This is a genomic window from Shimia sp. MIT910701 (assembly GCF_047126315.1).
Classification (GTDB): domain Bacteria; phylum Pseudomonadota; class Alphaproteobacteria; order Rhodobacterales; family Rhodobacteraceae; genus Shimia.
Genome location: NZ_CP138953.1, coordinates 686592 through 710249, shown reverse-complemented (window position 1 = coordinate 710249; position 23658 = coordinate 686592). Strand labels below are relative to the sequence as shown.

Genomic DNA, 23658 nt, shown 5'->3' with positions numbered 1-23658 from the left:
CCCTGATACGGCCGGAAACGGCGCAACTTTAGAAAACGAGATGTGATCGCCCAAGGAGTGCCCTGGGCGAATCGTTGTGTGTTTCGATGCAGTGTTGGGTTGCTATGCAGCTATGCAAAAGGCCATGCAACTGGCCCTTGGCGACCTCGCATTTGGCCAGTAGCGACGTTGCCCCAAATTGCTTCAGCAAAACGCCCTGGTGCGCTAGAGCACAAACTGACCCAGCGTCTCGTCATTGGTGATGTCGGTGTAGGTCATGCCGGCAGCTTCTATCCGCTCAAACAAGGCGTCGAAGTTTTCCGGCTTCCGAGTCTCGATGCCTATGAGAACCGAGCCAAAATTGCGCGCGGATTTCTTGAGATACTCAAAGCGCGCGATGTCGTCTTCCGGTCCCAAGGTTTCCAGGAAATCGCGCAGGGCGCCCGGACGCTGTGGCATGCGCAAGATGAAGTATTTTTTGACACCTGAGTAACGCTGCGCGCGTTCTTTGACTTCAGGCAGGCGCTCAAAATCGAAGTTGCCACCCGAGGTCACGCAGACCACGGTTTTGCCTTTGATCTGATCCGCCACGTCGGTGAGCGCGTCCACCGCCAAAGCTCCGGCAGGTTCCAGCACAATGCCCTCGACATTGAGCATCTCCAGCATGGTGGCGCAGATGCGGTCTTCAGGAGCGGCCACCACATCTTCCGGGCTGAGATCGGCTAGGCGGGCAAAGGTCTTGTCGCCTATCCGCGCCACGGCGGCACCGTCCACAAAGCTGTCGACATGGGCCAAGGTGGTTGGGGCGCCGACATCTAACGCGGCGGCGAGGCTCATGCCGCCTTCGGGCTCAACCAGCGTGTAGTGTGGTTCCGCACCAAAGTAGCTGAACACACCAGACGACAGGCCACCGCCGCCGACCGGCAGGATGATGTGGTCTGGTGTTTTGCCAAGTTGGTCTTCGATCTCGACCGCAACCGAGGCCTGGCCTTCGATCACGTCATCATCGTCAAACGGGGACAGGAAGGCGGCACCAGCCTCGGAACAATAGGCCTGTGCGGCGGCCAGTGTGTCGTCAAAATAATCGCCAACAAGGCGGATTTCGACGTTGTCGCCGCCAAACACCTGCGTCTTAAAAATCTTCTGTTGCGGTGTGGTGACCGGCATGAAGATCACGCCCATCACATCAAAATGTTTGCACATATAGGCCACACCCTGCGCGTGGTTGCCCGCGCTGGCACAGACAAATATCCGCTGGTCGGGATTTTCGGTGCGCACTTTGCGCATGGCATTAAACGCCCCACGCAGCTTGTAAGACCGCACAGGCGTGAGGTCTTCGCGCTTGAGCCAAATGTCGGCGCCAAAGCGGGCGGAGAGGTGGGCATTCAGCTGCAGAGGCGTGGCGGGGAAAACGCTGCGCATGGCGGCTTCGGCAGTGCGGGCACATTTACGAAATTCGCTCATGTGCCCTGAGTGGCCGAAGCCGAAGGTTTTGGCAAGGGGAAGGTCGTCGATCAGTCGATCGAGCGGCCTTCGACCGCGACGCCGTAAAGAGTGGTCAGAAAGCTGACGCCCAGAAGAATATAAAGCCAATTAAACGCCAACAAGATGAGGCCCCCTAGCATGGGGATTACACCGCCTATCAACGCGCCCAAAAACGCTAGAGCGAAAATGGTCACAACAAAGACGACAACCGCGCTAAGAATAGACCCAGACAAAGGTTTGGTTGCTGCCCAAGCCTCTTTCATCCGCATCGTCTTTCCAATGGCAGTGGCGGGCAAAATGGGTGACAAACGATAGAACGTCCAACCGCTGACGATAACTACTACCATAATTGCAGCAATCATCAGGACCGGCGCCCCAAACAGAGCCAGTCCAACTAGCACGACCACCAAAAGCGTGGCTGCGCCGACAACCGCACCAAGCAAAACACCATAACCGAAATACGCGAGCATGCGTCCGCCGTGGAACGCAGGCAACACGCCATCAGGGTATTCTTCAAGCAGCACAAAACGGTGCCACGCAACTGCCACCCACATCGTTACAACGAGCGTCAAAAACTGCAGCAAAAATGCGCTAGGAGGCAGCGCGTTGGCGCTCGTTGGATCAACGTCTTGGATAAAATAGCTAGGCCCAAACATCAGGAGAGCAGCCACCAGAACCGCCACCAACGGCGAAGACAGGCGCAAGGATTGCGACAGGTTTCCAAAGATCAGCCGAAAAGACTGAAGCAAAAGTGCAAAGCCGCGCATTGGTGTACCCCTTTACGTGAATGAATATGCCTAATTTCGCCTGCATCTGGCAGAACTCGGGCAAGAAAAGCAAGTGCGGCGATCTGCTCGCCTTGCCCACAGACCCAAAAACCGCTATCGCGCGAACGTTATATGGACGAAGGGAAGAAACATGTCGGCTCCGAAGAAAGTTGTGCTGGCCTATTCCGGTGGCCTGGATACCTCGATCATCCTGAAGTGGCTGCAAACCGAATATGGCTGTGAGGTGGTGACCTTCACCGCGGACCTGGGTCAAGGCGAAGAACTTGAACCAGCGCGTCAGAAGGCGGAACTGCTGGGCATCAAACCAGAGAACATCTACATCGAAGATGTCCGAGAAGAGTTTGTGCGCGACTTTGTTTTCCCGATGTTCCGCGCCAATGCGGTCTATGAAGGTCTGTACCTGCTGGGCACCTCGATTGCGCGTCCGCTGATCTCCAAACGCCTGGTTGAGATTGCCGAAGCCACTGGCGCAGATGCCGTGGCGCATGGCGCAACCGGCAAAGGCAACGACCAGGTGCGTTTCGAGCTGGCAGCCTACGCGTTGAACCCCGACATCAAGGTGATTGCACCTTGGCGGGAGTGGGACCTGTCCTCGCGCACCAAGTTGCTTGAGTTTGCCGAGGCACATCAGATTCCGGTGGCCAAAGACAAACGTGGCGAAGCACCGTTCTCTGTGGACGCAAACCTACTGCACACTTCCTCGGAAGGCAAAGTTCTGGAAGATCCAGCCATCGCGGCACCGGATTACGTGTACCAGCGCACCGTACATCCTGAAGACGCGCCAAACGAGCCTGAGTTCATCGAGATCGGCTTTGAAAAAGGTGACGCGGTCAGCATCAACGGCGAGGCCATGAGCCCGGCGACCATCCTGACCAAGTTGAACGAATACGGCGGCAAGCACGGCATTGGCCGTTTGGACCTCGTTGAGGGCCGTTTTGTGGGCATGAAATCCCGTGGCATCTACGAAACCCCGGGCGGCACCGTGCTGCTTGAGGCGCACCGTGGCATCGAGTCCATCACCATGGACCGTGGCGAAATGCACCTGAAAGATGAGCTGATGCCGAAGTACGCAGAGCTGATCTACAACGGTTTCTGGTACAGCCCTGAGCGCGAGATGCTGCAGGCGGCGATCGACAAGAGCCAAGAACATGTCACCGGCACTGTGCGTGTGAAACTCTACAAAGGCAGCGCCACCACCGTGGGCCGTTGGTCTGACCACTCGCTCTATTCTGAAGAGCACGTGACCTTTGAAGATGATGCAGGCGCTTACGATCAGAAAGACGCTGCGGGCTTTATCCAGCTGCAAGCGCTGCGTCTGAAACTGATCGCGATGCGCAACAAACGCACCGGCAACTAAGCCAACCCATTCCAAGGAAGCCCGCCCGTTGTGGCGGGCTTTTTTGTTTCCGGCCCTCAGTCTTGCCAGAAAATCCTTTGAGAAGCGCGACATGGCAGTTAGCGTTTCTAAAAAGACGTTTTCAACAGGCACGGACTGCGCCGGGGAGGCAGTTGGGATGGGGATACTCACGCAATTTTTGCGCATTTTTGCAGCTTTGCTGCTGAGCTTGGGCGTGGCTTGGGCGCAAGAAGAAGAGGTGGAGGACACAGGTCCGCCGGCGGTGGACGACGAAGTCTTTGTGCAGGCGGTGGAAGTGGACGGGGAGCAGCTGTTTGCGGTGCGCGGCTCTACCGCCCTGCCTGCCGAAGAGCGCGCCGCGCTGGTGGCCAAACGCGTGGTCGAGGTGGCGGAACGCAGCGAAGCAACCACAGTTGTCATGGGCATCGAGCGCGGCGAGTTGGGCCAGACGATCTTTGCTGATGGGGTGATGGTGAGTGTGACCACTCAGGCCGATGCCGATTACGAGCAGATGGAGTTGCCGGTGTTGGCCTCGCTGCATGCAGAAGCCATCGAAGAAGCCATTCTGCGCTATCGCGCCAACCGCACCGATGAGGCCTTTTCCCAAAGCACCTTGACGGCGCTGGCGTGGTCAGCGGTGTTTGCCTTTTATTGCGGCATTTTGTTGTGGCTAAGACGGCGCGTGCCCGGCTGGTGGCCGGTATCGTTGAGCACCGCACAAGGGGCATTCAGGAAGCCACGGGGGATATTGTGCAGAGTCAGGCGGTGTCCAACATTGCCAAATTCCTGATCCGGCTGCTGGTCGACATCACGCTCTTCACAGGGTTTTACTACTACCTGTCGTTTGTGCTGCACTCCTTCCCCAACACACGGCCGATTGCGGCGTTGTTGATCCGCTATGTTACGGACCCAATCATTGGGCTGTTGTTGGGATTTGTGGGCTACATGCCCAATCTGATCACCATCCTGATCATCGCCGCGATTGCCCGGTGGATGATTAAGGGCGTGTATCTGTTTTTCCAAAGTGTTGAGCAGGGCGTGATCGAGTTAAAATCTTTTGAAGATCACTGGGTTTGGCCAACCTACAATCTGATCCGTGGTGGCATTGTGCTGACGGCGGCGGTGATCTGTTTCCCCTATATTCCGGGATCGGACTCCGCGGCGTTTCAGGGACTGACCATCCTTGTGGGGGTGATGGTGTCCTTGGGGTCCAACTCGGTGATCTCCAACGTGCTGGCCGGCCTGTTTGTGCTCTACAAACGGTCGATGAACGTGGGCGACCGCATTCGCGTGGGAGATCACTACGGCGACGTGATGCAAATCCGGCTGATGGAGACCTATCTAAGGTCGGTCAAAAATGAGCTGATCTCGATCCCCAACGCCACGCTTTTGTCCTCTGAGGTGATCAACTACTCCAGCAAAATCGACGGCAAGGGGCTGCTGCTGCATACCACGGTGGGCATCGGCTACGAAGAGCCGCGCAAAAAGGTGGAGGCCATGTTGATAGAGGCGGCGCGGCGCACGAAGGGGCTGAAGAAGTCACCAGAGCCCTTTGTTCTCGTGACCGGGCTGTTGGATTTTGCGACCAACTATCAGATCAACGCGTTCACCACGCGCGGGTCGTCTTTGCCGTTGTTGCTGAGCGAATTGCACAAGAACATCACCGATGTGTTTAACGAAAACGGGGTGCAGATTATGACGCCCAACTATGAAACCGACACGCCGGATTTGAAGATTTCCGAGGTGGATTGGGACGAACCCCTGGCACATGAAGCGGCAGCGGAGGCCGCAGCACAAAAAGCATAAGGCGCACACATAAGGCGTCACAGGTAGAGCATGAGCAGAGAGTTTGCAGGCAGTCTGACACGGCGCAGCATGATGCTGGGGTTGCTGTCCGGCTGCGCCATTGCCCCTGCCGGAAAAGACTATGCGCGGCCGGAGACTGACCTTGCCAAGAGTTTCCTGAAGAAACAGCCCGCAGGCGTGGCACGCAAGCATGATGCCAAATGGTGGACCTCGTTTAACGACTCACTCCTGAACAAAATCGTTGGCTACGGGCTTGAGAACAACAAAGACATTCAACGCATTGCGGCGCGTATTCAGCAATCGCAAGGCATTCTGGCTTCGGCCGGATTTCCAATTGGCGGCACCACACGCGTGGGCGAGGTCCGGCGCAGTGGCGGCGGCGGGGATGCGGCTGAAACGTCTGGGTTTGTGCGGGCTGAGGCCAAGTGGAAACTGGACCTGTTTGGAAAGTTGCAACGGGAAAAAGAGGCGGCATTTGCACGGCTGGAAGCCAGCTATGCCGATCTTGATGTCTGGACGTTGCTCTATGTGGACGAGGTGGTCACCGCCTATATGGACATGCGCTATGCCCAAGAACTGGATCGGATTTTGCAGCGCGTTTTGAGCAGCCGCGAGGAGACGCTGAAGGCCACAAAATCGCTGGCCGAAGACGGTAGTGCCACGGAGTTGGACGTGGCGCAGGCCAATGCGCTGGTGTTGCGCACAAGCTCCACTGTGCCCGATGCGCGCATCCTTTTTGTGCGTATGGTCAACAGGTTGACCGCCTTGGTCGGCAGCACGGAGTTGGCAGAACGGGACGATCTGGATGTGCGCGCACCGCAACCCAGCCCCAAAACCAGCGTTGTCTCAACCGGTGTGCCTGCGGACCTTCTGCGCAACCGGCCAGATGTGATTTATGCGGAGAAAAAGCTGGCGGAAGCGGTGGCGCTTGTCGGTGTCGCGGAGTCGGACTTGTATCCAAGCCTTGGTTTGACCGGGAACGTTAATGTTGCCGGGAGCAGCTCTGGCTTTGATCCGCTGGCCGCGTTTTTGCGTATTGATCTGGACATTCCCTGGTACGATCTGCCGGTGCGGCGCGGCAAGGTGGAAACGGCCAAGGGTTTGGTGGCAGAACGGCAGGCGGCCTGGGAAAAGGAAATTGTGCTGGCCGTGGAGGAAGTGCGCAGTTCGCTGTTTGCGCTGCAAGCAAACACCCGCGCGGTGGAACTGTCCAAAAAGGCTGTGGAAGCCTCCGCCGAAGTGCTGCGGTTGGCGCGCAAGGCCTATGGCGAGGGACAGGCGTCGTTCCTGCAAGTGCTGGACGCGGAGCGCGGGTTTCTGGAGACGCAAAACCAGGCGGCTTTGGACATTCGCAACAGATCAGTTGATTTTGTTGATTTGAATGTCGCGCTTGGCGGGAGTTTTAACGGTTCGTTAAGTGGCCCGACGTAACCCTTTCGTCAAAGTTGGTTGGCTGCAACCACTTGAGCAACAAGGTTACTTAGGGAAGATCACATGTTGGAACAGATCACGGCACAGATGGCCAAAGGGCTGAAAGACCGCACGTTTGACGGCACATTGAAATTTGACTGCGGCGATGCCGGGGTTGTGGTGCTGGCGGACAACACGGCGACGCAGGAAGACCGCGAGACCGATTGCACCGTGTCGATCTCTGAAGAGAACCTTGTAAAGCTGCTGGCCGGTGATCTGAAACCCACCACCGCGCTGATGCTGGGCAAGCTCAAAGTCTCCGGCGACATGGGCACGGCGATGAAGCTGGGCCAGCTGCTGACCTAAGAAAACAAGGCGGGGATGATCCCCGCCTTTTTCATTAAAGCTTGTGCGCTTTCATCTCTTCATAGAGAGGCAGCGCCGCTTGCAGGACCGGCTGCAAACCGTCGGGCACCTCAGGCAACGGACCTTCAGCTCCTGCAAAACCCGTGGACTCCCAGACGGCGCCATACCAATGGGGCGCCCAGGCACCGTCGTCTTTGTGGCCGCCTTTGGGCCAGGACAGCATCGCTGCGTCAAACTTTAAACCAATGGCATCACAGAGTTTTTCGAGCATTTCCTGTGGATTGTCGCGGATGTCATGGCTGTCGATCACAACTGGTGTTTGCCCCCAGCTTGAAACCAATTTCATCAGCTCCAGTTGCTGCGGAAAGCCGATGTCGGTGAGCGACGGGTTTTCGCGCTTGGCCGCGTAAGACGCAATCACACGAGCGGGGTGGCGCAGCAGGAAGACATTGGTGACTTCCCGCATCCAGTCTCGAGGTACGCCATCGATCATATGTTGGGTCATGTGCTTCTGGTAGAAGTACGGTTTGCCATTTGGATTGGCTGCAACGAGGTCCGCCGCGACCCTGTTGGGGTCCTGATCTTGGGACGCCAAAATCTCTGCCCCCATAGGGTGATCGAGACCGGTCATTGCGAGGTAAGCGGCATAGAAGGGTTCGTCCACCACCGCACAATCGGCGCGGTTGCCAAAGGCGTACATCATCGCGGTTGAGAGGTTGCGGGGGCCGCTCCACATGGCAATTTTCACGGGGCAAACTCCTATCGGTATTGCGTCGGTATCGCGGCTGTATTGCGACAGTGCGAATTTGGGATTTACGGCAGGGCGTCTTGCGCAACGAGATCTTTGTAGAGGCCGCGGATGTGCTTGGTCATCTCGCCCATCTCGCCAGTGCCGATCGGCCGTCCATCAATCTCGCTGACCGGGGTTTGTGCGCCAAAAGTTCCTGTGAGGAACGCCTCGTCTGCGCCATAAGTGTCGACCAGAGAATAGTTGCGCTCATAAACCGGGATGCCGTCGGCACGGCAGACGTCGATCACCTTTTGGCGGGTGATGCCGTTCATGCAGTAGTCGCCGGTGGAGGTCCAAACCGCACCTTTACGCACGATGAAGAAATTACAGGCGTTGGTGGTGTTCACAAAGCCATTGATGTCGAGCATCAACGCCTCATCGGCACCAGCTTTCTCCGCCGCGATGCAGGCGAGAATGCAGTTGAGCTTCGAATGAGAGTTCAGCTTGGGGTCCTGCGTCATCGGCAATCCGCGAATGTGCGGCACGGTCGCCAGCCGGATTGGACGCGGGATCGACGGTTTGGAATGTTCCATGATGATGGTGAACGTTGGCCCCTGCTGGCTCAGCGAGGGGTGCTGAAACGGGCGGGTTTTCACGCCGCGCGTGACCATCAGGCGGGCGTGGGCATCGGTGGTCATCTCATTGGCGGCGCGGGTGGCCTCCAAGGCTGCAATCACGCCGGCTTTGTCCATGCCGATGTCCAGATCGATGACTTTCGCGGCCTCAAACAGGCGGTCCATATGCTCGTCCAGAAATGCCCAATGGCCGTCATAAAGGCGCAACCCTTCCCACACGCCGTCCCCGAGCATAAAGCCGCTGTCATAGACCGACACCACCGCCTCTGCCTTGGGCACAACGCGGCCATTGAGCCAGATCTTGATCTCTTCGTTGCGGGCGTCTTCGGCGGCCTGGTGAGTGGTGACGTGATCGGTCATGGAGCGCTCCCTGTGGCAAAGTCACGGGACGCTATCTGTGTCACGCGGGGTTTCCAAGCTGAATTTTACATATTGGATACGTTTCGCGCGGTTGACAGCAGATGTCGTGGCGGCACTTTAGGGGGTGCAATTGATTTGGACTTTTGACTTTTGACTTCTGTGACAGACCTGGGCGCTGTGCCGTCTTCCTCCTCAAAAACCCTGTTGGTGCTGGGCAGCACCGGAAAGCTTGGGCGATTGCTGCGGGCGTGCCTTGCGACCTCTCCAGAGTTGCTCGCTGACTGGCAAGTTGTTTGGGGTGGGCGGAAGGCCGACACGGGTGTGGATTGGGTTTATTCAGAAGGTCCGCCACCCAAAGCAGATGCGGTTCTGGCCCTATGGGGCGTGGTGCCGGGCAAAGGGGATTTGGCCGACAACATCACACTGGCGCATCGGGCGGTGGAAATCGCCCAAGTCAGCGGTGCAGCGCGGGTGCTGCATTGTTCCAGCAGCGCGGTTTACGGACCAGCAAGAGAGGCGACTGAAGGCGGTGCTCTGGCGCCGGTGAATGCCTATGGCGTGGCCAAGATTGAGATGGAACAGAGCCTGTTTTCGGACGATTCAGGTCAATCACCTGAACCAAAATCAGCGGTTTTGCGATTGGCAAATGTTGTTGGGGCGGACAGTTTGTTTCGCGCAATCCAAAGTGGTCTACCGGTGACACTGGATGCCTTTGACATTGGCCAAAGTCCGATCCGCAGCTACGCCACGGCCACGGTGATCTGGTACGCGGTGGCGGGCCTGCTGACCGCCAACGCTTTGCCAGGCATAGTGAACGTCGCGGCCTCAAATCCGGTCGCCATGCATGAGTTGCTCGAAGCTGCCGAGTGCCCGTTTGTGTGGCGCCCAGCGCCGGAAACGGCCGTGGCGGAGGTGTCGATGTCGATGGCCCGACTTCGGCGCTTGACGGGGCAAACGCTTGTGGTACCGCCTCAAGAAATGATTGCGGAATGGCGCAGGTTGACAGAGGCACCGGCATGATCGGACACGGCACCACCTTTGGGCGGCGGATGATGGACCTTGGCTGGGTGCTGTTTCTGCTGCTGATCCTGTGGCCAGTGATGTTGGTTGTGGCGGTGATGATCCTGATCCGCGATGGGCGGCCGATCCTGTATGTGTCGGAGCGTATGAAAACGCCGACACAGGGGTTCAAGCTCTACAAGTTCCGCACCATGAAGAACGTGGATCAGGACAGCGGTGTGTCCGGTGGCGACAAAGCCCATCGGATCACCAAAACCGGCAAGTTTTTGCGGCTGTACCGGCTGGATGAGCTGCCGCAGCTGTTCAATATCCTGAAAGGCGACATCAGTTTTGTGGGCCCGCGCCCGCCGCTGCGCCGTTACGTGGAGCGGTTTCCGGCGCTTTATGCCGAGGTGCTCAAAGATCGGCCCGGCGTGACCGGACTAGCGACTTTGATCTACCACCGGACCGAAGAGAAACTTCTTGAAGACTGCAAAACGCCGGAAGAGACCGAAGCCGTCTATGAGCGGCGCTGTGTGCCCCGCAAAGCGCGATTGGATTTGCTTTACTCGAAGCGGCGCACTTTGGGGTTTGACCAGCGGCTGACAGTGGCCACGGTGTTTCGGCGGGTGGCCCCAGTCTGTCGTCCCGGGCGCACAAGGTAGCTGCTGTAACCTGTCTTCACCTTGCTTCACCAAGCTGTGACATCCGGTTTCAGGGGATTGAGCCGGGGTCAATCTTGCGCGCAGGGTGGCGACAAGAAGGAGTGTCGCTATGACCAGATTTCAGAACCTGAAGACCGTGGCACTGTCCGTTTTGATCCTGTTGGGCGGATTGGCGCATGGCCACCGCGCCCATGCGATGGGCACCGATACACTGGTGGTGGCGGGTGGCTGCTTCTGGTGTGTGGAAAGTGACTTTGAAAGCGTGCCGGGGGTACGCGGCGTGGTCTCCGGTTACACCGGCGGGTCCACCAAGAACCCGAGCTATAAGGACGTGACCAAGGGTGGGTCCGGGCATTATGAAGCGGTGAAAATTACCTTTGACCCGGACACGGTGACACGCGAAACCTTACTGGACCTGTTCTTCCGCTCTGTTGATCCGACAGATGCCGGTGGGCAATTCTGTGACCGGGGCGACAGTTATCGAACGGCGATTTTTGTCGCCAATAAGGTGGAACAGGGTCTTGCGGAAAGCGCCAAAGCCAAGGCGCAGGCGCAGTTGGGACAGACCATTGTGACGCCGATCCTGCGCGAAGGGAAGTTCTACAAAGCTGAGGCCTATCATCAGGACTACTACAAAGGCTCCAAGATTGTGCTGACCCGCTTTGGACCTAAGAAACAGAGTGAGGCGTATAAACGCTATCGCAAAGCCTGTGGCCGGGATGCGCGGGTGAAGGCACTTTGGGGATCAGACGCGCCGTTTGTGGGGCACTGAGGAATGGGGGCTTTGCCCCCGCCGCCAAAGGCGACTCCCCCAGGATATTTTTGGAATGAGAAAGACGAGGTCACGCTTAGAAGCGAGCCTCGTCGACTTCTTTGAGGTCCGGGATCACGTCGGCGGTGCCTTGGCGCGTGACCATCAAGGCGCCGGCGCGCATGGCGAGCGCGATACATTGCTCCATTGGCAAGCCTCGATCCCGCGCGGCCAGCACGTAGCCGGTGAAGGTGTCCCCTGCCCCGGTGGTGTCCACGGGGGTGACCGGCATGGCGGGGAAATCGCGCGCAGTACCGTTGTGAATCCAGCGGGCACCATTGGCGCCAAGGGTGATGATGACATCGGTAACGCCCAGCGCTTCTGGTGTTTTGCCGGTGGCCTCTTCCAGCTGCGCGGCTTCGACCTCGTTGAGGATCAGGAAGTCGAGATAGGGCAACACAGCGGTGACGGCTGACGCATCAAACGGCGCGGCGGCATAGGCGATGTAGAGATCGAGACTGCGGGCCATTTTGGCTGTTCCCAGCTGACTTAGGGTCTCATTTTGCATCAAAAGCGTGTCGCCGGGGGAGGCCTCCGCCAGCGCGCTGGCGATGGTTTGTTCCGGGATTTGGAAGTTGGCGCCATTGAGCAGCACAATGCTGTTTTCACCGGCGTCATCCACATAAATCAAAGCTTGGCCCATGGGGGTGTCTGTCAGTGTGGAAATGTGGCGGGTGTCCACGCCAAATTCGGTCATGCGATCGATGGCCCATTTGCCGTCGCCCCCAACCGCGCCAATATGGGCGGTATGTGCCCCGGCCCGCGCGGCGGCCACGCTCATGTTGGCACCTTTGCCCCCCAACCCGCGAGTCATATCCGTGGCCGCCAGCGTTTCGCCGGGACCGGGGAGATGGGCCACGTGATAGAAGTAATCCGCGTTGATGCTGCCGAGGTTGTAGATCGCCATGAGGTCCGCTTTGCTTTGATTTTTGATCAGGTGATCAACTTTTTGACGCTTTGTCTATTGCCAATCCAGTCCTACGCGCGTTTTGCGCTTTTCGATAGGGGATGGGGTTTGCTATCTGGGGGGAACCAAACCTTGGGGGGGTCTGAGCAGTGAAAGGCGACAAGCCAAGCGTCACTCCGATGATGGCGCAATATCTGGAGATCAAGGCGCAATACCCGGACGCGTTGTTGTTCTACCGTATGGGCGATTTCTACGAGATGTTTTTTGACGACGCGGTGGCGGCGGCGGAGGCGCTGGATATTGCCCTGACCAAACGCGGCAAACATGACGGCAATGACATCCCCATGTGTGGCGTGCCGCACCATGCGGCTGAGGGGTATTTCCTGACGCTCATTCGCAAGGGCTTTCGCGTCGCGGTCTGCGAGCAGCTGGAGAGCCCGGCAGAGGCGAAAAAGCGCGGCTATAAGGCGGTGGTGAAACGCGATGTGGTGCGGTTGGTGACGCCGGGCACATTGACCGAAGACAGCTTGCTCGATGCGCGGCGGCACAATTTTTTGGGCGCCTATGCCGTGGTACGCGATGAGGCGGCACTGGCCTGGGCGGATATTTCCACCGGCGCGCTGCATGTGATGCCGCTGTCGCCGGTACGGTTGGGGCCGGAGCTGGCGCGATTGGCGCCAAGTGAGCTTTTGGTCGCGGAAGGCACTAAAGCGGATTTGGCGCCAGTTGTTGAAGACATGGGGGTGCCGCTGACGTCGGTGTCGCGGGGGAGTTTCGACTCTGTTTCAGCGGAGAAGCGGGTGTCTGCGTTGTTCAAAGCCTCCTCGTTGGAGGCCTTTGGTACGTTCACACGGCCGGAAGCCGGCGCGCTTGGGGCCATCGTGGATTATCTGGAGCTGACCCAGAAAGGCAAACTGCCGCTGTTGCAGCCACCGGTGCGCGAGGCGACCCAGGGTGTGATGCAAATTGATGCGGCGACACGGCGGAACCTAGAACTGACGGCGAGCTTGTCCGGAGGTCGTGCGGGATCTTTGCTGGCGACGATTGACCGGACGGTCACGGCGAGCGGAGCGCGGCTGTTGGAGCAGCGGTTGTCTTCGCCATCACTGCGGCTGGCGAGCATCCGGGCTAGGCTGAATTCTGTGTCTTACATGGCGGAGCATCGCAGTGAGGCGTCTGATTTGCGCGAGGCATTGCGCAAGGTACCGGATCTGGATCGGGCGTTGTCGCGGCTGTCGTTGGATCGCGGCGGGCCGCGGGATTTGGCGGCCGTACGCAATGGGCTTGGACAAGCAGGCGAGTTGGCGGCGCGCGGGTATGCCGGAGAATTGCCGGAAGATTTGAGTGCGGCGCGTGCGGCGCTGGAAGGGCATGAGGAACTTCTCGACCTATTGGAAGATGCGCTGATCGCGGAGCCGCCGCTGCTGGCGCGCGACGGGGGATTTATTGCGCCCGGGTTTGATCCAGAGCTGGATGAAAGCCGTGAGCTGAGCGACGAGGGGCGCGGCGTGATTGCAGGTATGCAGGCGCAGTACTCGGAGCAAACTGGAATTGCGGCGCTGAAAATCAAGCACAACAATGTGCTGGGCTATTTCATCGAAACCACCGCGAAACATGCGGATGCGATGATGTCGCCGCCTTTGTCAGAGACCTTCATCCATCGTCAAACCACGGCCAATCAGGTGCGCTTCACCACTGTAGAACTGAGCGAGATGGAAACTAAGATTCTCAATGCCGGCAACCGCGCGTTGGAGATCGAAAAACGGCTCTATGACAGCTTAAAAGGCGCAATTTTGGATAGGGCTGGGCAAGTGGCCGCCGCATCTAAAGCGCTGGCTGAGTTTGATTTGGCGGCGGCCCTTGCGGAACTGGCAGCCAATGAGAACTGGACACTTCCAGAGGTGAACGAAAGCCGTGATTTTGCCATCGAAGGTGGCCGGCATCCGGTGGTTGAGGCGGCACTACGCAAGACCGGCGATCCGTTTGTGGCCAACGATTGCGATCTGTCCGGTGGCGATGCGGCGAGCATTTGGTTGCTGACCGGTCCGAACATGGCCGGTAAATCGACCTTTTTGCGGCAAAATGCGTTGATTGCACTGTTGGCACAGATGGGCAGCTTTGTGCCTGCCGACAGCGCGCGGATTGGGCTCGTGAGCCAGCTGTTCAGCCGTGTGGGCGCAAGTGATGATCTCGCCCGTGGGCGCTCAACCTTTATGGTGGAGATGGTGGAAACCGCCGCCATTCTCAATCAAGCAGACGACCGGGCGCTGGTGATTCTGGATGAAATTGGCCGCGGGACAGCGACCTACGATGGCCTATCGATTGCCTGGGCCACGCTGGAACACATGCATGATGTCAACAAGTCGCGGGCGCTGTTCGCCACGCATTACCATGAAATGACGCAGCTCGCCGGGAAGATGGCCGGCGTGGACAATGCCACCGTGGCGGTGCGGGAGTGGGAAGGCGAAGTGATCTTCCTGCATGAGGTTGCCCAGGGCGCGGCGGACCGCAGCTACGGTGTGCAAGTGGCGCAGTTGGCGGGCTTGCCGGCCGCCGTGGTGGATCGGGCCCGGGTGGTTCTGGATGCGCTGGAAAAGGGCGAGCTCGAAGGCAAAGCGCAGAAGGCGTTGATTGACGATCTGCCGCTGTTTGCGGTGGCCCCGCCGCCCTTGGCGGCAGCGCCCAGCGGACCGTCGCCGTTGCAGGAGAAGCTGGCCGATGTGTCGCCGGATACGCTCAGCCCGCGTGAGGCGTTGAACCTGATTTACGAATTGAAGGACCTGGCGGAGAGCTGAGTTCTGCTTGGTCAATCAAACGCCAAGCAAGAGAAGAATACGCATGGGGCATGAAACTCCTGATCCTCTGGACTTCTGCCTGATTTCGCCCTCGGACTGGTCTTGAAATTGCCACACCGCAATGCAAACACTCAAAAACCGCGGTTCTCTTTGCCAATTGAACCTCCGTGTTTGTAGACTAGGGAAGGCCAAATACGTATCGGCTGACCGGGCAATACATGATTGGATAGTTGATGATTTACCCTATTCTTCTTTGCGGCGGCTCCGGAACGCGACTGTGGCCGTTGTCGCGACAGTCCTACCCTAAGCAGTTTTCGCCTCTGTTTGCGGAAGAAAGCCTGTTTCAAATGGCGGCCAAGCGGCTTTCTGGACCGGAATTTTCTGCTCCAGTTGTCGCCACAGGAGACCCATTCCGGTTTATCGTCACGGAACAGTTGGCACAGGTCGGTAAAGCCGCCAATGCAGTTCTGATCGAGCCATCGCCACGCGACACAGCGCCCGCGGTCCTCGCGGCGGCACTTTGGTGCTCCCGGAAAGACCCAGACGCACTTTTGCTTGTGGCGCCGTCAGATCACCTGATCCGAGATGAAGAAAGGTTTCGAGAAACCATTTCCGCCGCCACGCCTGCTGCCGAGGGTGGCTCTCTGGTGACATTTGGAATCAAACCAACCCGAAGTGAAACCGGGTATGGGTATCTTGAACTGGCAGAAAGCGCTGACGCTTCAGAAGGAGTGCCGCAAGATCTGGCGCGGTTTGTCGAGAAGCCAAATCTGGACGACGCGCGCCGCATGGTCGCGGATGGCCATCACCTTTGGAACGCAGGAATTTTTCTGTTTTCTGCCAAGACTATTCTGGACGCTTACCGTGCCCATGCCCCCGACATGTTGAAGGCGGTGTCCAAGTCCTTGTCAGACGCCACGCTTGATCTCGGTTACACTAAGCTTGCGGCAGAGCCTTGGACAGAGGCTGAGAAAATCTCAATCGACTACGCGATTATGGAAAAGAGCGCCAATTTGAAAGTCATGCCCTATGATGGCGACTGGTCCGATCTTGGGGATTGGGATGCACTCAAACGCAGCGCAGAATCCGATACAAAAAACAATGTTCTGACTGAGCGAACCACCGCTCGGAACTGCACCGACACAATGCTATGGAATCACAGTGAAGGCATTGAATTGGTGGGATTAGGGCTCGACAACATCATAGCTGTGGCTACGGATGACGCAGTGCTGGTGGCGCACAAATCCCGTGCTCAAGAGGTACGCGAGATTGTCGGCAACTTGCGAGATCGAAACATTTCTCAAGCCGATCAACACCGCAAGGACTACAGGCCGTGGGGCTGGTTTGAAACTCTTGTCAAAGGCGATCGGTTTCAAGTGAAACGTATTCGGGTTCATCCAGGCGGGGTTTTGAGCTTGCAAAGCCATTTACACAGATCTGAGCATTGGGTTGTAGTCCAAGGGACAGCCCAAGTGACAATTGGTGAGACCGTGCAACTGGTACATGAGAACCAATCTGTCTACGTGCCGGTCGGCGAACGGCATAGATTGGAAAATCCTGGCAAGGTGCCCATCACTCTGATTGAAGTGCAGACTGGGGCGTATTTAGGTGAAGACGATATTGTCCGCTACGATGACTTATATGCCCGGTCATAAGCGACAGTTTTTCCAAACCAACATAAAGCGGTCAGCAACTGAAACGTCGGTGTGAAGAGGCTCAAAACTCCTTCACACCACTGAGCAACTAACTAGAGGTCATTTTTTGTGCGGTAAGCCGCTTAGATAGGTGCCGTATTCATTTTTACTGAACAAATCTGCGCGCTCCTGAAGCCCCTTTCGATCAATCCAGCCCTGATCAAAAGCAATTTCGTCCGGGCTCCCAGTTTGAAGCCCCTGCCGGTTTTCCAAAGTTCGCACAAAATTGCCTGCGTCCAAAAGGCTGGCATGCGTACCGGTATCCAGCCAAGCATAGCCACGTCCCATTTGTTTTACACGCAAGGAGCCATCATGCAGATAGCTTTCTAACAGTGTGGTGATTTCCAGCTCGCCTCTGGCGGATGGCTTTACATCACGGGCTCGACGTGGCGCATCGCCGTCTAAAAAATAGAGACCGGTTACGGCATAGTTGGACGGGGGCACTTTTGGCTTTTCAATAATCTGTCGCGCGCGACCTTCTTGGTCGAAATCGACCACACCATAACGCTCGGGGTCGGCCACGCGGTAACCAAACACGGTTCCGCCACTTGGCTGCGCATCTGCATCCGCAAGAAGCTCCGGCAACCCGTGGCCAAAAAAGATGTTGTCGCCCAAAACCATCGCCGAAGCTGCACCATCAAGAAAGTCTTCGGCAAGCAAGTAGGCCTGCGCCAGGCCATCTGGGCTTGGTTGAACAATATAGGTCAACTCAATGCCCCAGTGGCTGCCGTCCCCAAGCGCACGCTTAAATTGGTCCTGATCTTGCGGCGTTGTGATGATCGCAATTTCGCGAATTCCAGCCAGCATGAGCACGGACAACGGATAGTAGATCATCGGCTTGTCATAGACAGGCAACAATTGCTTGGAGACGGACACGGTGATCGGATAGAGCCGGGTGCCCGAGCCGCCGGCCAGAATAATGCCTTTGCGGTTGGTCATGTGTTTGAAATCCTTATTTTTTGAAACGACGTTTATTGAATGTGTTAGGCGTTTTCACTGGCACCAAAAAATCGCCTCTCCTATACGGTTCTACGGTCAAATCATCTCAAGTTCACTCAGAATATCACGCAGACTTTCCTTCCAATCTGGGCGATCGATGTCGAAGGTTTCCTTCGTTGTGGCACAATCCATTCGGGAATTAAGCGGTCGAGTTGCAGGAGTTGGGTAGTCCGACGACGGGATGTCAGTGACAGCGCAGTTCAGATTGGCTTGAGTGAAAATCTCGCGCGCAAAATCCGCCCAGCTGACATCCGGAGCACCGGAGAAATGGTAAACACCGGACTTTTCAGGGGCCGTTTTCAGAGCTTGCGCGATTTTGAGACAAGCAGCCGCAATCTCGGCAGCGCCTGTGGCCCCCCCAATTTGATCCGCCACAATGGTAAGGCCATCACGCTCGGCACCCAGGCGCAGCATGGTTTTTACAAAGTTATTGCCATGAGCAGAGACGACCCAAGAGGTTCGAAGAATAGCGTAGGCACCGCCAGCCGATTGCACTGCGCGCTCACCCGCCAGTTTGGTGCGCCCGTAAGCACCCTGCGGTGCTGGCGTATCTTCAGGGCGCCACGCCTTTGTACCATCTCCAGAGAACACATAATCGGTGGAAATGGTGACAAACGGGACATGTATGTCGGCGCAAGCCAATGCCATGGCTTCCGGCGCTTCTGCATTTACGGTGTGCGCCGTTGCTTCGTCAGTCTCAGCATTATCAACTGCAGTATAGGCAGCCGCATTTATCACAGCATCCGGAACTATGTCTCTGATTGCTTGCCCACAAGAGGCCGGATCCATCAAGTCCGCCGAAGCCCGATCCAGGGCGGTGACTTTGACGCCAGAGTCCTTAGCCTGGGTCCGCAGTTCCATAGCTACTTGGCCGTTAAATCCGAAAATCAAAATATGCATTCTATGCCTCTTTCAAATTCTCCGATCATAGCAACCAGACCGGACCTTAGTTTCAAATCTGTCAAACCATTCAGATGTCAGAAATGGCACGCTTGACCAAACCTTACAATTCCCCTTCTTCGGCAGTTGTTGCCGTAAGGCCGTCAATAACTTCCAATACGTTCTCTGAAATTGGCGAAGCAACACTCTTGGTTGGCTTTTCAAGCAACTCAATCAGCTCGTCGCGGTTCTGATCCAACCCCATTGAATTCGCTTGGCGCAAAAGCTCTGTGGCGGCGATCGAAAGCCCTTGGTTCTGTCTGGGCATATTGCGTAGGCTAGGCGCCATGTCTGGCACGCCCAGAAGCGCGCAAAGCTGCTCTGCCCAATCGGTTTCAAGGCTCGAGACATGCACCCTGTTTGCGCCAAAAGCCAATCGGCACCTTTCTGATAGCGTCTCAAAATCCAACAAAGCTTGAATTCGTGGACGGCAAGAAAAGCTCTGGAGTGTCTCCCCTGTAGCATACCCCATCTCACTATTTGGTGGATTGCGTACAGTCTGTTGGTAGTAGGAGCGCAACCATTGGTTTTTTTCCCGCGTCATAAGAAAGATTTCCACATCAAACGACGAAAGTCTCTCTTGGACAGAAGACAACCAATCGGACCTCGCTTCACCTCGATCGAGATGACCGCTAAGGCCCTCAGCAGATAGAAACATTAGGCTGTTTGGGCGTCGCATACTTAACAGTTCGTCAAGCGCTGCAAACTTACCTTTCAGCATTGCGCCAACTAGCTCTTGATGCTTCGGCATATTGGTAACTTTACGAGGAACCGGATACACAACCCCCTTTCAGACAATTTTTCCCGATGGGAATCAGCCCAAGTTTGGATGGTTGTCGTTGCGGTTTTCGGCAAACCGACATGAAGCAACAATCGCGTCTTAGAAAAGTCTGTTATAGGTTTAGTGAGAGCGCGACTTAACCAATTCAATGTTGCATCCGGTTGGGAAACGCGCTTCCGGTTCGTCAACTTGCACACCGGAACAATTTTTTTTTTGAACGCACTCTCGGATATCGGAGCTTACAGGTCTCACCAGAGTTTTATGGTTTGGACCAAAGTGTAAGGGATTTTTTGCAGGAATTGTCTCAACTTGCGACCAAGCAAAAGACGCCGCGCTATCTTTTTCAATCAGATCGGCAAACATACGATGAACCCAGCGATTTTCGTCTTTAACCGGGTGACGCCAAAAATCCCAACATCGATCCAACCATTTTCGAACAAGTTGATTCCTTGGCTGAGAAGCCAGAAACCAAGTCGACAATGGACGATCGTTGGTAGGCGATGAGAAGGCAAAGAAGCCCTTTGATGCGTTGCGATCTATCCAGTGATCAAGAGGGCGTACGCAAAAGTTCGTCGCGTCCACCCATACGCCGCCATATCGCTTTAGCAATGCCAGCCGAACAAGATTTGAACGCCCTGTCGGAGTGATCCAAGGAGGCAATCGAGCTTCCTCCCACGAGGCGCCCAAAAGTCGATTCACTTGGCAAAAATCCAAGGGCTGAACCGCCCAATTGGGGTTCCGAGCGCGCCAAGACCGCAATGATTTCTGAGACAAGGCAGGTGCATCTGTCCATCCACTTTCCCAATAAATCCAAACCCGGCGCGGAATACAGGTCATTTCCCGGTTCCTAGGCGCTGTCCAACACCTTCACGGTTTTGTAGCGCGCGCCACCAGTCTTCGTTGTTGAGGTACCACTCAACCGTCAAGGCCAACCCCTCTTCCACCGTCACTGAAGGACGCCACCCAAGCTCCGTTTGCATACGTGTCGGGTCAATTGCGTACCGCGCGTCGTGCCCAGGGCGATCAATCACAAAAGTGATCTGATCAGCATACGACTTGCCATCTCTGCGTGGCCGCTTTTCGTCCAAGATAGCACACAGCGTTTTCACCAACTCGAGGTTGGTCCGCTCATTTTCGCCACCTATGTTGTAACTGCGCCCAAGTTCGCCTTTGTCCAAAACCGTCAAAAGGGCGTTGGCATGATCTTCAACATAAAGCCAATCCCGCACGTTCGAACCATCACCGTAGATTGGAAGCTCTTTGCCAGCCAGGGCGTTGAGTATGATCACAGGGACCAGTTTCTCCGGGAAATGGAACGGCCCATAGTTGTTAGAGCAATTCGTGAGAACCACCGGTAGTCCATAAGTTTCCGACCAGGCGCGCACCAAGTGATCGGATGCGGCTTTGGACGCAGAATAGGGGCTGCGTGGATCGTAGGGTGTATCTTCCGTGAACTGTCCTTCAGCATCCAAAGACCCAAACACTTCATCGGTAGAAATATGGTGGAATCGGAAATTTTCAAAACGACCCCGGGAGTGCCAGTAGCGCCGGGCTGTTTCCAGAAGGGTGTATGTGCCGGTGACGTTGGTTAGTACAAACGCGCCTGGGCCGTCGATGGAACGGTCCACGTGGCTTTCCGCGGCCAGATGCATCACCGCATCAGGTTGATGCGTTTCAAAGATGCGTACCATCGCATCCCAATCGCAGATGTCCGCATGCTCAAAACTATAGTTCGGGCTTGCAGAAACAGAGGCCACATTGTCCAGACATGCCGCATAAGTCAGCGCATCCACATTAACGACGTCAAAACCTTGCTTAACGGCTTGCCGCACCACAGCAGAACCGATGAAGCCTGCACCGCCTGTCACCAGAAGTTTCATTGGTTATCCTTCGTACGTAAATGGCGTGTCGAGATCTTTCAGTGATGGCGCCACAGCATCTTTGTCAGACAAGACGGGATCAGTGACATTGCCCCAGTCAATTCCAACGTCAGGATCATCCCACCGGATCGCGCCCTCAGTTTCTCGTGCGTAGTAGTCCGAGCACTTATAGATAATTTCTGTGTCTGGTTCTCGAGTAACAAATCCATGGGCAAAGCCGGCAGGGACAAGAAGTTGTCGCCCGTTTTCGAAAGAAAGCTCTGTCCCGTACCAAAGGCCAAAGGTCGGCGATCCAGCACGAATGTCGACAGCTACATCAAACAAGGCGCCTTTACCACAACGCACCAGTTTGTCCTGCGCATGAGGGGGGGCTTGGAAGTGCAGTCCACGTATCGTGCCCACGGCGCTGGAAAGCGAATGATTGTCCTGTACAAATGGTATGGTAATACCCACATCTGCCAGCGCTTTTACACTGTAGCTTTCCGAGAAAAACCCACGTGTGTCACCAAACCGAGCTGGTGTGATAACAACAACACCGGCCAAAGGTGTTTGTTCAACCTTCATGACAATCGTCCTCAATGACTTTCTAAAATCTATCAGGTGATTACCAAGCCAGTATGGCTATGTCCACTCACGCCTTGAATTTGGAAGCAAGCAAAGCAAACCGGCATATTTACCAGAAAAACCGTTACGCGGGATGCAAACCGACCGCCCGAAATCTGTGCGATGTTGAACTTGTTGATTAACAAATTCTAATTCGTCGGGCCGGCACCATAACGCGTATGAAAGGACCAAATACCCATTTTTGTCAGGAGTACTTTAAAACGGAGACATCTGGTGACACATTCCTCCTCAATCCTTGACCTCCCCTATATTCAGCCTTCCCAAGCGCAAAAACATGTTACTCACAACGAAGCCATTCGGGCACTGGATGTTTTGGTTCAGTTGGTCGTTCGGTCTTGCACGCATCTGTAACCGCCTGAGACCGTAGAAGCTAACGCCCGGTATATTGTTGCTCCGCCAGCGCAAGGTGACTGGCTGGGGCACGACAATCAGATTGCCCACTTTGATGGACAAACTTGGAGCTTTTATACCCCTCAAACCGGGTGGGTCGCTGTGGATTTGGAAACCAATTCACACAGGAGCTTTGACGGACTTAGCTGGTCAGCTCTCGACTTATCACAGGTCGCTAAGCTAGGGATTCAGGCTGCCGCAGATGACACCAATAGGCTTTCTGTTGCGTCAGATGCCACGCTTTTGAGCCATGATGGCGGTGGACATCAACTCAAACTGAATAAGGCTGCCGAAACAGACAGCAGCAGTGTTGTGTTTCAAACCGACTTCTCGGGCCGCGCAGAGATTGGAACGGCGGGTGGCGAAAACTTCTCCATCAAGGTGAGCGCAGACGGAACAACTTGGACCGATGCACTCACGGTGGACGCCGCATCGGGAGAGGTTCAGGCTCCGCACTCGAAATGGCGGCGTGTCTGCCAAAGTCCGCCTGAATATTTTGTCGACCCAATACTTGGGAACGATGCGACTGACGGTCTCACAGCCGGAGTAGGCGCGTTTGAAACGTTGTCACATGCTTTGTTAGTTGCCGGCTCAATTGATGCAGGCGAACATCCTGTGACAATTAAGCTGGCGAGTGGCACCTATAATTTCCCGGATCCCTTGGAAATTGACTTCGCGCCTATAGGCGCCTCCAGGATGATCATTGAGGGCGATGTAGGCGCGCCTGACCAAGTGTTGCTTTCCGGAGGCAATTCAATTTTTGTGGCCACTGCCGGGATCACCACACTGAGAGGCTTAAAAATCCAAAACACGAGCGGGGGATTTCCAACTGTGGCTGTGGCTGACCGCGGTACCGTAGAATTGGATACGGTGGAGTTTGGCGCGGCTGGAGGACACCTGAGCACCATCGAAAACGGAACGGTAGTACTCGACGGACCGTGTGGCATTGTCGGTGACGCAAAGTACTTTCTTAAATTAACGGATGGTGGGTCCGCCCGCATGAGATCGCAAACCCTCTCGCTTGATGGCACGCCCGATTTCGCATCATCCTTCATCATTTGCGCGCGTTGCAGTGTCGCTCGAATGGACGCTCTGGTGTTTTTAGGTACTGCCACAGGCCGCCGCTATTTGGTGTCAGATAACGCCGTCATTACGACGAACAACAGCGGAGCGGCGTATTTCCCTGGCGATGAAGCCGGTGGGGCCAATGGCGGTGGGGTTTATGACTAAATATTCAGCTCAATGAAAGCCAACCAAC

At 56.2% G+C, this 23658-nt stretch carries 21 protein-coding genes and 1 pseudogene; 11 read left to right on the top strand and 11 right to left on the bottom strand.

Translation table 11 applies throughout. The features are described from left to right. Positions 1-204: 204 nt before the first annotated feature. Together ilvA and SIB38_RS03380 are read right to left on the bottom strand one after the other, a co-directional pair. Positions 205-1443 carry a threonine ammonia-lyase IlvA gene (gene ilvA, locus SIB38_RS03385; RefSeq protein ID WP_412551380.1) on the bottom strand — a complete coding sequence of 413 codons (1239 nt, stop codon included), beginning with the start codon at positions 1441-1443 and terminating at the stop codon, positions 205-207. Positions 1444-1493: 50 nt separating this feature from the next. Further along, on the bottom strand, positions 1494-2231 hold the full coding sequence (locus SIB38_RS03380; RefSeq protein WP_412551379.1) for a hypothetical protein: 738 nt from the start codon (positions 2229-2231) through the stop codon (positions 1494-1496). A 151-nt stretch (positions 2232-2382) separates the two neighbouring features. On the opposite strand from SIB38_RS03380, the gene SIB38_RS03375 reads away from it, so the two are divergent. From SIB38_RS03375 to SIB38_RS03355, 5 genes are all read left to right on the top strand, one after another. Then, positions 2383-3609: an argininosuccinate synthase gene (locus tag SIB38_RS03375; protein ID WP_294118056.1), complete on the top strand. Its 1227-nt coding sequence runs from the start codon at positions 2383-2385 to the stop codon at positions 3607-3609. A 91-nt stretch (positions 3610-3700) separates the two neighbouring features. Continuing rightward, entirely contained in the window at positions 3701-4399 is a 699-nt protein-coding gene (locus tag SIB38_RS03370; RefSeq protein WP_412551378.1) for a hypothetical protein, read from the top strand. After that, a complete protein-coding gene (locus SIB38_RS03365) occupies positions 4303-5415 on the top strand; it encodes a mechanosensitive ion channel family protein (protein ID WP_412551377.1) in 1113 nt (370 codons plus the stop codon). The genes SIB38_RS03370 and SIB38_RS03365 overlap by 97 nt, the downstream gene beginning before the upstream one ends. Before the next feature lie 30 nt (positions 5416-5445). After that, a complete protein-coding gene (locus tag SIB38_RS03360) occupies positions 5446-6846 on the top strand; it encodes an efflux transporter outer membrane subunit (protein ID WP_412551376.1) in 1401 nt (466 codons plus the stop codon). 63 nt (positions 6847-6909) lie between these two features. Further along, positions 6910-7191 carry an SCP2 sterol-binding domain-containing protein gene (locus SIB38_RS03355; protein ID WP_412551375.1) on the top strand — a complete coding sequence of 94 codons (282 nt, stop codon included), beginning with the start codon at positions 6910-6912 and terminating at the stop codon, positions 7189-7191. A gap of 34 nt (positions 7192-7225) precedes the next feature. Here SIB38_RS03355 and SIB38_RS03350 read toward each other — a convergent pair whose 3' ends face one another. Next, on the bottom strand, positions 7226-7939 hold the full coding sequence (locus SIB38_RS03350; protein WP_412551374.1) for an HAD family hydrolase: 714 nt from the start codon (positions 7937-7939) through the stop codon (positions 7226-7228). 65 nt (positions 7940-8004) lie between these two features. Beyond that, positions 8005-8916: a D-amino acid aminotransferase gene (locus tag SIB38_RS03345; protein ID WP_412551373.1), complete on the bottom strand. Its 912-nt coding sequence runs from the start codon at positions 8914-8916 to the stop codon at positions 8005-8007. Positions 8917-9075: 159 nt separating this feature from the next. Between SIB38_RS03345 and SIB38_RS03340 the strand changes: the two genes are divergently transcribed. The 3 genes from SIB38_RS03340 (at position 9076) to msrA (ending at position 11352) form a co-directional block, all read left to right on the top strand. Continuing rightward, positions 9076-9936, top strand: a complete 861-nt coding sequence (locus SIB38_RS03340; RefSeq protein WP_412552017.1) for an NAD-dependent epimerase/dehydratase family protein — start codon at positions 9076-9078, stop codon at positions 9934-9936. Further along, positions 9906-10580 (top strand): sugar transferase, encoded by a 675-nt coding sequence (locus tag SIB38_RS03335; protein WP_412551372.1) that lies wholly within the window; start codon positions 9906-9908, stop codon positions 10578-10580. Before SIB38_RS03340 ends, SIB38_RS03335 begins: the two co-directional genes overlap by 31 nt. A 109-nt stretch (positions 10581-10689) precedes the next feature. Further along, entirely contained in the window at positions 10690-11352 is a 663-nt protein-coding gene (gene msrA / locus SIB38_RS03330; protein WP_294118073.1) for a peptide-methionine (S)-S-oxide reductase MsrA, read from the top strand. A gap of 76 nt (positions 11353-11428) precedes the next feature. Here the strand turns inward: msrA and SIB38_RS03325 are convergent, their stop codons facing one another. Beyond that, positions 11429-12298 (bottom strand): ribokinase, encoded by an 870-nt coding sequence (locus SIB38_RS03325; protein ID WP_412551371.1) that lies wholly within the window; start codon positions 12296-12298, stop codon positions 11429-11431. A 179-nt stretch (positions 12299-12477) separates the two neighbouring features. Here SIB38_RS03325 and mutS point away from each other — a divergent pair, with 179 nt between their 5' ends. Then, positions 12478-15093, top strand: coding sequence for a DNA mismatch repair protein MutS (gene mutS, locus SIB38_RS03320; protein ID WP_412552016.1), 2616 nt, complete (start codon positions 12478-12480; stop codon positions 15091-15093). Between the two features lie 233 nt (positions 15094-15326). Further along, on the top strand, positions 15327-16748 hold the full coding sequence (locus SIB38_RS03315) for a mannose-1-phosphate guanylyltransferase/mannose-6-phosphate isomerase (protein ID WP_412551370.1): 1422 nt from the start codon (positions 15327-15329) through the stop codon (positions 16746-16748). Positions 16749-16847: 99 nt separating this feature from the next. Here SIB38_RS03315 and rfbA read toward each other — a convergent pair whose 3' ends face one another. The 6 genes from rfbA to rfbC all read right to left on the bottom strand — a co-directional run bounded on the left by rfbA (position 16848) and on the right by rfbC (position 21950). Continuing rightward, entirely contained in the window at positions 16848-17726 is an 879-nt protein-coding gene (rfbA, locus tag SIB38_RS03310; protein WP_412551369.1) for a glucose-1-phosphate thymidylyltransferase RfbA, read from the bottom strand. A 96-nt stretch (positions 17727-17822) separates the two neighbouring features. Further along, entirely contained in the window at positions 17823-18686 is an 864-nt protein-coding gene (rfbD, locus tag SIB38_RS03305; RefSeq protein WP_412551368.1) for a dTDP-4-dehydrorhamnose reductase, read from the bottom strand. Between the two features lie 103 nt (positions 18687-18789). Then, positions 18790-19446, bottom strand: coding sequence for a hypothetical protein (locus SIB38_RS03300; RefSeq protein WP_412551367.1), 657 nt, complete (start codon positions 19444-19446; stop codon positions 18790-18792). A 180-nt stretch (positions 19447-19626) separates the two neighbouring features. Beyond that, a complete protein-coding gene (locus SIB38_RS03295; RefSeq protein ID WP_412551366.1) occupies positions 19627-20343 on the bottom strand; it encodes a capsular polysaccharide synthesis protein in 717 nt (238 codons plus the stop codon). After that, positions 20340-21386 (bottom strand): dTDP-glucose 4,6-dehydratase, encoded by a 1047-nt coding sequence (gene rfbB, locus SIB38_RS03290; RefSeq protein WP_412551365.1) that lies wholly within the window; start codon positions 21384-21386, stop codon positions 20340-20342. Before rfbB ends, SIB38_RS03295 begins: the two co-directional genes overlap by 4 nt. Before the next feature lie 3 nt (positions 21387-21389). Beyond that, a complete protein-coding gene (gene rfbC / locus SIB38_RS03285) occupies positions 21390-21950 on the bottom strand; it encodes a dTDP-4-dehydrorhamnose 3,5-epimerase (RefSeq protein WP_412551364.1) in 561 nt (186 codons plus the stop codon). Between the two features lie 423 nt (positions 21951-22373). Here rfbC and SIB38_RS03280 point away from each other — a divergent pair. Next, positions 22374-23630: pseudogene (locus SIB38_RS03280) on the top strand (DUF2793 domain-containing protein); the annotation flags it as partial. Between the last annotated feature and the right edge of the window lie 28 nt (positions 23631-23658).

Bases quoted from the DNA above. Each gene is read 5' to 3' on its own strand.
- mutS (WP_412552016.1), top strand. From the start codon at position 12,478: ATGATGGCGCAATATCTGGAGATCAAGGCGCAATACCCGGACGCGTTG.
- rfbD (WP_412551368.1), bottom strand. From the start codon at position 18,686: ATGCATATTTTGATTTTCGGATTTAACGGCCAAGTAGCTATGGAACTG.
- SIB38_RS03335 (WP_412551372.1), top strand. From the start codon at position 9,906: ATGGCGCAGGTTGACAGAGGCACCGGCATGATCGGACACGGCACCACC.
- SIB38_RS03355 (WP_412551375.1), top strand. From the start codon at position 6,910: ATGTTGGAACAGATCACGGCACAGATGGCCAAAGGGCTGAAAGACCGC.
- SIB38_RS03370 (WP_412551378.1), top strand. From the start codon at position 3,701: ATGGCAGTTAGCGTTTCTAAAAAGACGTTTTCAACAGGCACGGACTGC.
- ilvA (WP_412551380.1), bottom strand. From the start codon at position 1,443: ATGAGCGAATTTCGTAAATGTGCCCGCACTGCCGAAGCCGCCATGCGC.
- rfbB (WP_412551365.1), bottom strand. From the start codon at position 21,386: ATGAAACTTCTGGTGACAGGCGGTGCAGGCTTCATCGGTTCTGCTGTG.
- SIB38_RS03300 (WP_412551367.1), bottom strand. From the start codon at position 19,446: ATGCTGAAAGGTAAGTTTGCAGCGCTTGACGAACTGTTAAGTATGCGA.
- SIB38_RS03295 (WP_412551366.1), bottom strand. From the start codon at position 20,343: ATGACCTGTATTCCGCGCCGGGTTTGGATTTATTGGGAAAGTGGATGG.
- rfbA (WP_412551369.1), bottom strand. From the start codon at position 17,726: ATGACCAACCGCAAAGGCATTATTCTGGCCGGCGGCTCGGGCACCCGG.
- msrA (WP_294118073.1), top strand. From the start codon at position 10,690: ATGACCAGATTTCAGAACCTGAAGACCGTGGCACTGTCCGTTTTGATC.
- SIB38_RS03360 (WP_412551376.1), top strand. From the start codon at position 5,446: ATGAGCAGAGAGTTTGCAGGCAGTCTGACACGGCGCAGCATGATGCTG.
- SIB38_RS03380 (WP_412551379.1), bottom strand. From the start codon at position 2,231: ATGCGCGGCTTTGCACTTTTGCTTCAGTCTTTTCGGCTGATCTTTGGA.
- SIB38_RS03345 (WP_412551373.1), bottom strand. From the start codon at position 8,916: ATGACCGATCACGTCACCACTCACCAGGCCGCCGAAGACGCCCGCAAC.
- SIB38_RS03325 (WP_412551371.1), bottom strand. From the start codon at position 12,298: ATGGCGATCTACAACCTCGGCAGCATCAACGCGGATTACTTCTATCAC.
- SIB38_RS03375 (WP_294118056.1), top strand. From the start codon at position 2,383: ATGTCGGCTCCGAAGAAAGTTGTGCTGGCCTATTCCGGTGGCCTGGAT.
- rfbC (WP_412551364.1), bottom strand. From the start codon at position 21,950: ATGAAGGTTGAACAAACACCTTTGGCCGGTGTTGTTGTTATCACACCA.
- SIB38_RS03315 (WP_412551370.1), top strand. From the start codon at position 15,327: ATGATTTACCCTATTCTTCTTTGCGGCGGCTCCGGAACGCGACTGTGG.